The sequence below is a fragment of the Rhodococcus sp. D-6 genome (assembly GCF_040256695.1).
GTDB lineage: Bacteria > Actinomycetota > Actinomycetes > Mycobacteriales > Mycobacteriaceae > Rhodococcus > Rhodococcus pyridinivorans.
The window spans coordinates 4,422,868-4,432,129 of the sequence record NZ_CP132970.1; the positions used below are offsets into that span (position 1 = coordinate 4,422,868).

12 protein-coding genes are annotated in these 9,262 nt (G+C 66.4%); 5 read left to right on the forward strand and 7 right to left on the reverse strand.

Annotation, left to right across the window (positions count from 1 at the left end; translation table 11 throughout):
- Nucleotides 1-2: 2 nt before the first annotated feature.
- The gene (locus RBB84_RS20830; RefSeq protein WP_350246700.1) at nucleotides 3-1,139 is read right to left on the reverse strand and encodes an acyl-CoA dehydrogenase family protein; all 1,137 of its coding nucleotides are present in this window, start codon (nucleotides 1,137-1,139) and stop codon (nucleotides 3-5) included.
- Nucleotides 1,140-1,149: 10 nt separating this feature from the next.
- Nucleotides 1,150-2,319, reverse strand: a complete 1,170-nt coding sequence (locus tag RBB84_RS20835; RefSeq protein ID WP_019290521.1) for an acyl-CoA dehydrogenase family protein — start codon at nucleotides 2,317-2,319, stop codon at nucleotides 1,150-1,152.
- A gap of 102 nt (nucleotides 2,320-2,421) precedes the next feature.
- On the opposite strand from RBB84_RS20835, the gene RBB84_RS20840 reads away from it, so the two are divergent.
- Nucleotides 2,422-3,048: a TetR family transcriptional regulator gene (locus RBB84_RS20840; RefSeq protein WP_006550849.1), complete on the forward strand. Its 627-nt coding sequence runs from the start codon at nucleotides 2,422-2,424 to the stop codon at nucleotides 3,046-3,048.
- A 157-nt stretch (nucleotides 3,049-3,205) separates the two neighbouring features.
- On the opposite strand, the gene RBB84_RS20845 is transcribed toward RBB84_RS20840, so the two are convergent.
- The 3 genes from RBB84_RS20845 to RBB84_RS20855 form a co-directional block, all read right to left on the reverse strand.
- The gene (locus RBB84_RS20845) at nucleotides 3,206-3,418 is read right to left on the reverse strand and encodes a transposase (protein WP_024102496.1); all 213 of its coding nucleotides are present in this window, start codon (nucleotides 3,416-3,418) and stop codon (nucleotides 3,206-3,208) included.
- 6 nt (nucleotides 3,419-3,424) lie between these two features.
- A complete protein-coding gene (locus RBB84_RS20850; protein WP_350246702.1) occupies nucleotides 3,425-3,613 on the reverse strand; it encodes a hypothetical protein in 189 nt (62 codons plus the stop codon).
- A 367-nt stretch (nucleotides 3,614-3,980) separates the two neighbouring features.
- On the reverse strand, nucleotides 3,981-4,937 hold the full coding sequence (locus RBB84_RS20855) for an ERCC4 domain-containing protein (RefSeq protein WP_350247700.1): 957 nt from the start codon (nucleotides 4,935-4,937) through the stop codon (nucleotides 3,981-3,983).
- Nucleotides 4,938-5,093: 156 nt separating this feature from the next.
- On the opposite strand from RBB84_RS20855, the gene RBB84_RS20860 reads away from it, so the two are divergent.
- Nucleotides 5,094-5,615, forward strand: a complete 522-nt coding sequence (locus RBB84_RS20860; protein ID WP_248689237.1) for a hypothetical protein — start codon at nucleotides 5,094-5,096, stop codon at nucleotides 5,613-5,615.
- A 100-nt stretch (nucleotides 5,616-5,715) separates the two neighbouring features.
- On the opposite strand, the gene RBB84_RS20865 is transcribed toward RBB84_RS20860, so the two are convergent.
- Together RBB84_RS20865 and RBB84_RS20870 are read right to left on the reverse strand one after the other, a co-directional pair.
- Entirely contained in the window at nucleotides 5,716-5,970 is a 255-nt protein-coding gene (locus RBB84_RS20865; RefSeq protein WP_024102500.1) for a Txe/YoeB family addiction module toxin, read from the reverse strand.
- Complete coding sequence (locus RBB84_RS20870; protein ID WP_006550855.1) at nucleotides 5,967-6,215, reverse strand: type II toxin-antitoxin system prevent-host-death family antitoxin; 249 nt, start codon at nucleotides 6,213-6,215, stop codon at nucleotides 5,967-5,969. The genes RBB84_RS20865 and RBB84_RS20870 overlap by 4 nt, the downstream gene beginning before the upstream one ends.
- A 95-nt stretch (nucleotides 6,216-6,310) precedes the next feature.
- Here RBB84_RS20870 and RBB84_RS20875 point away from each other — a divergent pair, with 95 nt between their 5' ends.
- From RBB84_RS20875 to RBB84_RS20885, 3 genes are all read left to right on the forward strand, one after another.
- On the forward strand, nucleotides 6,311-6,631 hold the full coding sequence (locus RBB84_RS20875) for a pirin-like C-terminal cupin domain-containing protein (protein ID WP_350246705.1): 321 nt from the start codon (nucleotides 6,311-6,313) through the stop codon (nucleotides 6,629-6,631).
- 414 nt (nucleotides 6,632-7,045) lie between these two features.
- Nucleotides 7,046-7,840, forward strand: a complete 795-nt coding sequence (locus RBB84_RS20880) for an LLM class F420-dependent oxidoreductase (protein ID WP_006550857.1) — start codon at nucleotides 7,046-7,048, stop codon at nucleotides 7,838-7,840.
- Between the two features lie 60 nt (nucleotides 7,841-7,900).
- On the forward strand, nucleotides 7,901-9,151 hold the full coding sequence (locus RBB84_RS20885) for an alpha/beta fold hydrolase (protein WP_138845195.1): 1,251 nt from the start codon (nucleotides 7,901-7,903) through the stop codon (nucleotides 9,149-9,151).
- The last annotated feature ends 111 nt before the right edge of the window (nucleotides 9,152-9,262 follow it).

Below are 9,262 nucleotides of genomic sequence, written 5' to 3' on the forward strand. Positions count from 1 at the left end.
GGTCACATTCCGGCGATCTCCACGAGCTCGTAGTCCTTCACACCGCCGGCGAGCACCCGCAGGTGATCGTCCATGGTGCCGAGGGTGTGCTCGATCGCGGTCAGGCGGCTCAGGTAGTGGCCGATGGAGTGCTCGGCCGTGACACCGATGCCGCCGTGCATCTGCACGGACTCCTGGCCGATCTTCCGAGCGGACCGGCCGACCTGCAGCTTGGCGCGCGAGGCGATGGTCGGGTCGACGATGCCGTCGGCGAGGGCCATGGTCGCGTACAGGCTCATGCTCGACGCCAGCTCGTACAGCACGTACATGTCGGCCGCACGGTGGGTGAGCGCCTGGAACATCGACAGCGGCACACCGAACTGCTTGCGCTGCTTGAGGTAGCTCGTGGTCAGCTGCACCGAGGAGTCGAGGGCACCGACCGCCTCGGCGCACAGTGCCGCCTGCGCGTGCACCTGCGCCGCGGTGATGGCGGCGGACGCGTCGGCCGCCTCACCGAGCGGGGTCGCCGCAACATCGTCGAGCACGAGTTGCGCACCGCGACGCTCGTCGTGGGTGCGGTACGGCGTGCGGACCAGACCGTCGGCCGATGCGTCGACGACGAACAGTCCGACGCCACCCTCCGGGAGCTTCGCGGAGACGATAAAGGTGTCGGCGCAATCACCGTGCAGCACAGGATTCTTGCGTCCGGAGACGGTCCAGGAGTCGCCGTCGCGCGCCGCGGTGGTGGCCACCTCGGTGTGCGGCCAGCGGCTGCCCGGCTCGTCGTGCGCGAACGCGAGGAGCACGGTGCCCTCGGACAGTCGCGGCAGGATGTCGGAGCGCTGCGCGTCGGTGCCGACCTCGGCGACGAGCCGGCCGGGCAGGTAGACGCAGTCGAGCACGGGCTCGGGTGCGAGCGCGCGGCCGATCTCGGTCATGGCGGCCATGACCTCCACCGGTCCGGCTCCCATGCCGCCGTGCTCCTCCGCGAAGGGCAGGCCGAGCACGCCGAGTTCGCCGAGTTGCTTCCATACGTCGCGGTTCCAGCCCAGGTCACCTTCGGCCACCCGGTTGCGCGACTCGACGTCGTACGCGCCGGAGAGCAGGTCGCGGACGGTCGCGCGGAGCATGTCCTGTTCGGTGTCGAGTTCGAAGTTCATGTCCGGGGCCTCACAGTCCGAGAATCGAGGAAGCGATGATCGAACGCTGAACCTCGTTCGACCCGCCGTAGATGGTGACCTTGCGGTTGTTGAGGTAGGTCGGCATCGTCAGCTGCGCCCAGTCGGGCGAGTCGATACCGGCCTCGCCGGCGGGCAGCGAATCGGGGCCGGCGATGTCGACGAGCAGTTCGGTCGCGGCCTGCTGCAGCTCGGAGCCGCGCATCTTGAGCAGCGACGACGCCGGGTTGGGCTTGCCGTCGGCCGAGCCCGCGACGACGCGTAGCTGGGTGAGCTCGAGAGCGAGCAGCTCGTTCTCGAGTTCGGCGAGGCGTGCCGCGAAGATCGGGTCGTCGAGCAGCGAGCCGCTGCCGTAGCGGGTCTCGGCCGCGAGGGACTTCGCCCGCGCGAGCTTGACCTTGGTGGCGCCGACCCGGGCGATGCCGGTGCGCTCGTTGCCGAGCAGGAACTTCGCCTGCGTCCAGCCGGTGTTCTCCTCGCCGACGAGGTTCTCGGCGGGAACGCGCACGTCTTCGAAGAACACCTCGTTGACCTCGTAGCCGCCGTCGATCAGTTTGATCGGACGGAGGGTGACGCCCGGGGTGTCCATCGGGAAGAGCAGCATCGAGATGCCGGCCTGCTTCTTCGCGTTCGGATCGGTGCGGACGAGGCAGAAGATCCAGTCGGCGTGCTGCGCGAGCGTCGTCCACGTCTTCTGACCGTTGACGATGTAGTCGTCACCGTCGCGGACGGCGCGGGTCTTGAGGGACGCGAGGTCGGAGCCGGCCTCGGGCTCGGAGAAGCCCTGGCACCACCAGATGTCGAGGTTGGCGGTGGCGGGGAGGAAGCGTTCCTTCATCTCCTGCGAGCCGAACTGCGCGATGACCGGCCCGATCATGGACGCGTTGAACGGCAGCGGGTCGGGCACCGACGCGAGCTGCAGCTCGCTGAGCCAGATGTTGCGCTGCATCGGCGTCCAGTCCTGACCGCCCCATTCGACGGGCCAGTTGGGAACGGCGAGGCCGCGCGAATGCAGGATGCGCTGGACGGCGACGTAGTCGTCCTTGCCCAGCGGAGTGCCGGAGGCGGTCTTCGCACGCACTTCGGCGGGGATCTCGGTGGTGAAGAAGGTGCGCAGTTCGTCGCGGAACGCACGCTCCTCCTCGGTGAGCTTCAGGTTCATGGAGGGACCTTCCAGGGATGCCGGCGCCGTAGCGCTTCTCGCGATTCCAAACTAACCTTACATTGTTAGCTCGTCCAGGCCGGGCCGGAAGGAGGACGATGGATGGCGCGCCCGCGCACGCCTCTGCTCAGCCGTGAGCTCATCCGCGACGTCACGCTACGACTCGTCGACGAGCACGGCCTCGACGCCGTCTCGATGCGTCGGATCGCCGCCGAACTGGGTGTTCGCGCCCCGTCGCTGTACAGCCACTACGCCACCAAGGAAGAACTGCTCGACGACATCGCCGACGCCATCGGTGAATCGGTCGACGTCAGCGGGTTCGCCGAGGACGACTGGCAGGAAGCGCTCCGACGCTGGGCTCGCACCTACCGCGACGCGCTCGCCGCGCACCCGAATATGGTGCCCTTCCTCGCCTCGAGTCCCGGCACCCGGCCCGTCTCCCTCCAGGCGTCCGACGCCATCCACGGCGGCCTCACCCGCGCCGGCTGGCCGCCCCGCTTCGCAACGATGATCGGAGCCTCGATCAAGTACATCGTCATCGGTTCCGCGATCACCTCGTTCGCGGGCGGATTCGACGATCACATCGACACCTACAACGAGCGGTATCCGCATCTGTCGCAGGCGCATCGGCTTCGCGAGTACGCCGCCGAGATCGATGCCGAGAGCTTCGACCTCGTTCTCGAGTCCTTCCTGCGGGAACTCGGGCGACGATACGAGATGTTTCCTTAGCCCGAATGCACCGATCAGCTGAGCGCGTTGCTGTGAATATGGTTGTGCGGTAACGATCGCTCTGCTGGCATGGCTGATCGTCCGACCACTCGGGTCGGGTTGTTCCACTGGATCGTCAAGTCCCGAGTCTTGTTGAGGCTGAGCGTGTGTTCAGTCCTCAGGCCGCAGGTGCGGCCGGTGGTTGTGCGTAGCAGGCGGTCTCGATCTCGGTCGGGGTGCGGTAGTCGAGTATGCCGTGGACCCGTTCGGTATCGAACCAATGCACCCATTGCACGGTGGCCGCTTCGACGTCTTCCCGGCCGGTGTTCTCCGACAGAACGCGACAGATCGGTTCGATCCCCCAGCGGTGTTTGTGTTCGTCGATGAACACAGGCGATTACTTCAGTCGGCGTGGGGCCACCTCCCACTTGCGGGGGACGAACTCCACCTTCGCGAAAAACACTGTAGCAGAGCGAAATATCTCCATCAACTGCCGTAGTTCGCGGTTCTTTTTCTCCGGACGGCGGATGCGCGCTTCGGCATCGACCGGCTCGGTCGGGAGCTCGTCGTCTTCGGCTTTGCGCACCCAGGTCCGCAGGGCTTCCTTGTGGACGCCGGTCTGCTCGGCGATCCGGTTGATGGCGCGCCGGTGCGGGTGTCGGGGTCACGGCGGGCTTCGACGGCGAGTCGGGTCGCTCGCTCACGCCAGTTCCTGAGGGTATTTGTATTTCGCCATGATGAGTCTGGGGTGATCCTTCCGGGATGCCTGGCTCACCCTCGATGAAATCAGGGACGATTCAGTAATCATGCTCGACGATGACGTGATCGCCGTGCTCAGCACGGCGTGGCGTCGAACCGCTGGATGGGGCGCGGTCTATCGAGCGCGCGTGGCAGTCGCCGCGCCTTCCGCACGAAACGGCAGGACGTGGCATCGGCTGCTGCGGCGTTCAGCCTCACCCCGAGGCGTGAGCGTTGCGCCAGGCCGCCCACACCTGGGGACGGAGCCGGCCACGATCGGGGACCTTCATGCCCTCGCCGCGGGCCCACGCGCGTACGTCGGCGGTGGACGGTTCCGCGGTGGGAGCGTCCTTGTGCTGCGGTGTGATGCGGTCACACGCCGTGTCCTCGACGCCGGTCCACTCGTGCGCGGCGGCGAGATAGCGGTAGGTCCACTCCTCGGCGAGCTGACGAGTCTCGCAGAACACGATCGGCACACCGGGGTAGCGGACCTGCAGCTCGGCGAGACCGTCCGCGATCATCGCCGGCCGGACCCGTTCGAACTTGAACACCGCCGAGTAACGGTCTTCGACCACCACTGCGGCGCGGGGCAGGGCAGCGAGCTCCGCCATCGCGAAACGCAGCCTCCCGCTGGTCAGGCTGCCTACCAGGTCGGCCAACGACTTGCGTTCGACCGAGGCGACCAACCGGTCGTCGACGAGCAGACCGTAGTCTCCGCACGCCAGCGCACGGCGGACGGTGTCGACCTGCTGCCCGGGGAATTTGTAGGGGTAACGCTCGTGGGAATCGACGACGATCGTCAGTTCGGCGATGCCGGCGGCTCGGGCGGTGGGGGTGCGCACATTCGGACGTGCCTGCTTCCGAGTGCGCGGGGATTGCCAGAACACGGCATCGCGCCCCCGAGCTTGGGTGAACACGATCTGCGACCGGTTCTCCCGTCCCCGGTCCAGGACCACGTCGATCGCGGCGCCGCGACGCACACACGAACGCAACCGAACCTGCTCGACGATCTCGGGGTCCTCAGGCCACTCGTCGGCCGGAACGGGATAGCAGAACAGGGCTTTGGTACGCGGCCAGGTGTCGGAGGTGCGAAACACCAGTCCGTCCGACAGGGGCAGGCGCAGCAGGAACGGCAGCCGTGATTCCGGGTCCGGGTTGCGGGCGATCACCATGTCCACGAAGTTCGGCGGCCTTTCGCTCGGCGATACATACCGAGCAGTGTCCGATACCGATCGCCCGCCGACAAGCCTGCCGGACACGCGTGTGCGAGGCAGGAATGCATCGGGTGGGCGCGACAGAAACCGGTCGTCGATGAAAGGTCCTGCCACATGTCCGACAAGAGCAGAGGTTCGGCCGGGCAGAAGCGCGCCGCGAAAGCCAAGAAGCGAGCGCAGAAGAACCAGGGGACGATGGTCTCGCTCGCAGATCGCTCTCGCCGAACCGCGGTCGACGAGTACCAGCGGCTCATACCCATATTCCATGCGTGGCTGCTCGACAGCGGCATAAGCACCGGGGTGGAGATGGCCGCGGCGCACGTCGTCGGTGTCGGGCAGGCAGTGGACTTACTCGCTCAGGACACGATCCGGTTCTCGGCGACCGCGTGGCGCACATCGGCCATCGACCATCTGCTCCGCGCTGCGTGCGGCTCGCCGGTACTGACGGTGGGCAACACCGACCAGCAGTTCCCGTCCGCCGAGCTCGACACCACCGCATTGATCGCGGCACCCGAGCCGGTGGACTGGTCCGAACCCGACCAGTTCGACATCGCCGCGGCCGTCGAAGGTCCGGACCAGTGGAGCGGCGAGCACAGTGGCCGGGTGTATGTCTCGGTGCATGTCGACTGTCGCTGACCTGCAAGCAACCCCCCGACCATCGGCAAGGATGTGTCTGCGGTTGCTCAGTCAGAAGTGATAATCCTGCCCGGATTCGGTCGTCGGACCGTGGATCGGGTCAGTAGTGGTAGCGGGCGGCGATGATGACCAGGGCACCGTCGATGACCTCGTAGACCAGGCGGTGTTCTTTGTCGATACGTCGAGACCACAGTCCTGACAGGGCATGTCTGAGCCGTTCGGGTTTGCCGATCCCCGAGTACGGGTCTCGTTGGCAATCCCTGATCAGCTCGTTGACACGCTTGAGCTGTTTTCTGTCGGTCGAGATCCAGAACTGGTAGTCGTCCCAGGCTTCGTCGGTGAAGGTGATGTTCACTCGATGAGTTCCCTTTCGGTGTATTCACCTCCGCGAGCTCTCTGCATGCTGGCGAGCAGTCGTCGGGCGTTGGCCGGAGACTGCATCAGGTACGAGGTCTCGAGCATGGCGTCGTAGTCATCCTTCGACATCAGGACGGCATTGCCCCGCTTGGATACGATTTCCACAGGGGTGTGGTCCTTGTTGACCTGTTCGAGCAGCGGAAAGAAGTTTTTTCTCGCTTCGGTAGCAGTGATGGCAGCCATAGGTACTCCTTCCCCGAAGTCTCTCGGCCCAGCTCTTGAACCGGTACATTAAACGGTACCACTTCGGTACGGCATTCGGTACCAAAAGGTGCGAGGTGCGGCTTTCGTTCCCTCTGCTCGTCCATCTGCCGGCGCTGCGCTCCGGGTGCACGCACGCTGGCTCGTCCACCATCGACATCGACACCACCGACGGCGACACCCCCGCACGAATCCTTACCTTCAGCGGACCGCCGATCGGCGAACCCGTGGTGCTCGGCGGACCGTTCGTCATGAACACCAAGGTGGAGATCACCAGTGCATTCGGGGACTTCACGCCGGTAAATTCGGCGACATCCCCCGCCGGTCCCGACTGCAGTACCTCTGATCGACCTTGTCATTGCCGGTGGCGCCGCCTGCGATCGATTCCTCGACGGTAAGCCCGTCGTTCTACTCATCACCCGCGGCGGCTCTTACGGCGCCGGCGCCCCGCGCGACGGCTGGGATCACAGCACCGCGTTCCTCGTCCGAATCCTCGGCGACCTGTGGGGTGGCGACGTCACCGTGATCGGACGCGATTCACACTCGTCGGCGTGAATCCCGCCCTCGACCAGTTCGCCGAGACCGTAGCGACTCTGGAGAAGGACGCGCGGGAAACTGCCGACATGGCCCCGGACCCGGCCCGCCGTCCGGCTGCGCCCGAGCTGGAGGTCATCGTCGTGCGCGTTCCCCTCGTCCGCCGATCGCTATCGAGCCCTGCGGGGAACATTTCGTCGGGTTCCTCCATCTCGGTGCTGCACTCACTTGCTTCAAGAAGCCGTCCACATGAGACACACTCTCTTAACCTGGACTCCATGACGCGCCCCATTCGCATCGGACTCCAACTACAGCCCCAGCAGCAACCCGATTACGGCGTCATCCGCGACACCGTGCTCCGCGCCGAGGACGCAGGCGCCGACATCGTGTTCAACTGGGACCACTTCTACCCGCTCTACGGCAACCCCGACGGCGCCCACTTCGAGTGCTGGACGATGCTCGGCGCCTGGGCGGAGCAGACCGAGCGCGTGGAGATCGGCGCACTGGTCACCGGTGGCGGCTACCGCAACCCCGACCTGCTCGCCGACATGGCCCGCACCGTCGACCACATCAGCGGCGGTCGTCTCATCCTCGGCATCGGCTCGGGCTGGTTCGAACGAGATTACGACGAGTACGGCTACGAGTTCGGCACCAAGGGCTCCCGCCTCGACCTGCTCGCCGAGTACATGCCCCGCATCGTGAATCGCCTCGGCAAGCTGAACCCGCAGCCCACCCGGCACATTCCCATCCTCATCGGTGGCGGCGGCCCGAAGAAGACGCTTCCGATGGTCGCGAAGTACGCGGACATCTGGCACAGCTTCGGCGAGATGGAGACCCACGCCGAGAAATCCGAGATCCTCGCGCAGCGCTGCGCCGAGGCCGGTCGTCGACCCGAGGACATCGAACGGTCCACCTCGTGGCCCGGCGCCGACGCGGCCCCGTCCTATGTGGAGCTCGGGATCACGCAGTTCACGGTGGGTGTCGGTGGTCCCGACTACGACCTCACCGAACTGCGCGAAGCCATCGCGTGGCGAGACGACAACTCCGCACCCCCGCTGACGGGGCTGAGCTGATCCCGGCCCGTGCCGACGGGCCCTGAGCCGAGCACAGTACGTCGGTAGCATCGGTAATGCATGTCGAACGCACCATGGCTACCGCCCTGCACCGCCGACGACTGGGACGACGGTCGGCGGCGGCGACGTCTCCGCGATACCCGCGCCGGTCATCACTGGGTACGGTTCGGCCGGCTTCGACGAGCCCTCGCGCGCACCGCCGTCGCGGCGCTCCCGCTCGTCGCCCTGTTCACCCAGTACTGGGCATGGGACGTCGCGCCGGTCCGTGAGCGACTCGCTCTCACGCAGCCACAGCTACATCCGATCCACGACGCGGCGACGCGGGAGGACCGCGACACGGCGGTCGTCGACCTGGTGGGCCTGGGCAACCTCGACGCGACCGAGACCGCCACGGCACTGCCCGCACTGAGCGAACTCGGGCAGGTGTGGGCGGTCGAGTACGACAACAGCGGTCTCGACACCGCCGTCGTCAGCCGCCTGATCCACGAGCGTGCCGCGTGGTCCGGGATCGAGAACATCGTGCTCACCGGGCACAGCATGGGTGGGATCATCGCCCTCGAGGTCGCCCAGCACCTGTATCAGGACACCGATCTCGAGGTGACCGGCGTGATCCTGGACTGCACGCCGCTCGACCTGCACGCCGTGCGGGCCGACGCGCGCGACGCCGGTGAGGACCTGTTGCGCTGGATCGGCTGGCTGCCCGGCGCACGGGAGAGCCGCAGCATGCGCATGCTCGTCGAAGTCGTCGCCCGCATGGACCGTTTCGTGCTCCCCTCGGACCGGTGGTACCGCCGTATCGACACCGAAGAGTTGCACGACGTCGCGGTCGAGGTGCTCCACGACAAGATCTTCTCGACCGACGCCGCGAGCAACGGACTGATCGAATCGCAGTTCCGGGCGATCGTCGCCTCCGGTGCAATCGACAACCTGAGGGCACTCGCCGACGAACGCGACGACAAGATCCGTCCCGCCATAGCGTTCCTCCGGCCACGGAACGCCGTGAACGACAACGTCGTCGACGTCGAGTACAGTCACCGGATCCTGATCGACCAGTCCGGCGGTGTCGACGGCACGCTGCTGGTGTCGAAACTCGACCGCACCGGACACGCCAATCCGATCCAGGCTCCCGCGGAATACAACACCGCGATCACGAACCGGGTGGTGCCCTTCGTCGACGGCAGGCCCGGCGAGGTCGAGGACGACGAGGAGGAGTCGCCGGATGGCGCGTTCTTCGATGACGACCGTCCCGGTGTCCGGCCGATCGTGGATCCCGACCGCATCGCCCCGGGCGGACCTCGGCCCGTTCTGTGACCGCCGTCTCACGGCCGCCGAATGCTCATCGGGTGTTCACCTTCTCGTTCCGTCCGACTCGCCTGACGCTCCTACGGTTCCGGCGTCGAACCGATTTACGAGGAGAACGTT

Excerpts from the sequence above, each read along its gene's own strand:
- RBB84_RS20870 (WP_006550855.1), bottom strand. The coding sequence starts at position 6,215 with ATGGCTGCCATCACTGCTACCGAAGCGAGAAAAAACTTCTTTCCGCTG.
- RBB84_RS20885 (WP_138845195.1), top strand. The coding sequence starts at position 7,901 with ATGTCGAACGCACCATGGCTACCGCCCTGCACCGCCGACGACTGGGAC.
- RBB84_RS20840 (WP_006550849.1), top strand. The coding sequence starts at position 2,422 with ATGGCGCGCCCGCGCACGCCTCTGCTCAGCCGTGAGCTCATCCGCGAC.
- RBB84_RS20855 (WP_350247700.1), bottom strand. The coding sequence starts at position 4,937 with ATGGTGATCGCCCGCAACCCGGACCCGGAATCACGGCTGCCGTTCCTG.
- RBB84_RS20860 (WP_248689237.1), top strand. The coding sequence starts at position 5,094 with ATGTCCGACAAGAGCAGAGGTTCGGCCGGGCAGAAGCGCGCCGCGAAA.
- RBB84_RS20835 (WP_019290521.1), bottom strand. The coding sequence starts at position 2,319 with ATGAACCTGAAGCTCACCGAGGAGGAGCGTGCGTTCCGCGACGAACTG.
- RBB84_RS20830 (WP_350246700.1), bottom strand. The coding sequence starts at position 1,139 with ATGAACTTCGAACTCGACACCGAACAGGACATGCTCCGCGCGACCGTC.
- RBB84_RS20880 (WP_006550857.1), top strand. The coding sequence starts at position 7,046 with ATGACGCGCCCCATTCGCATCGGACTCCAACTACAGCCCCAGCAGCAA.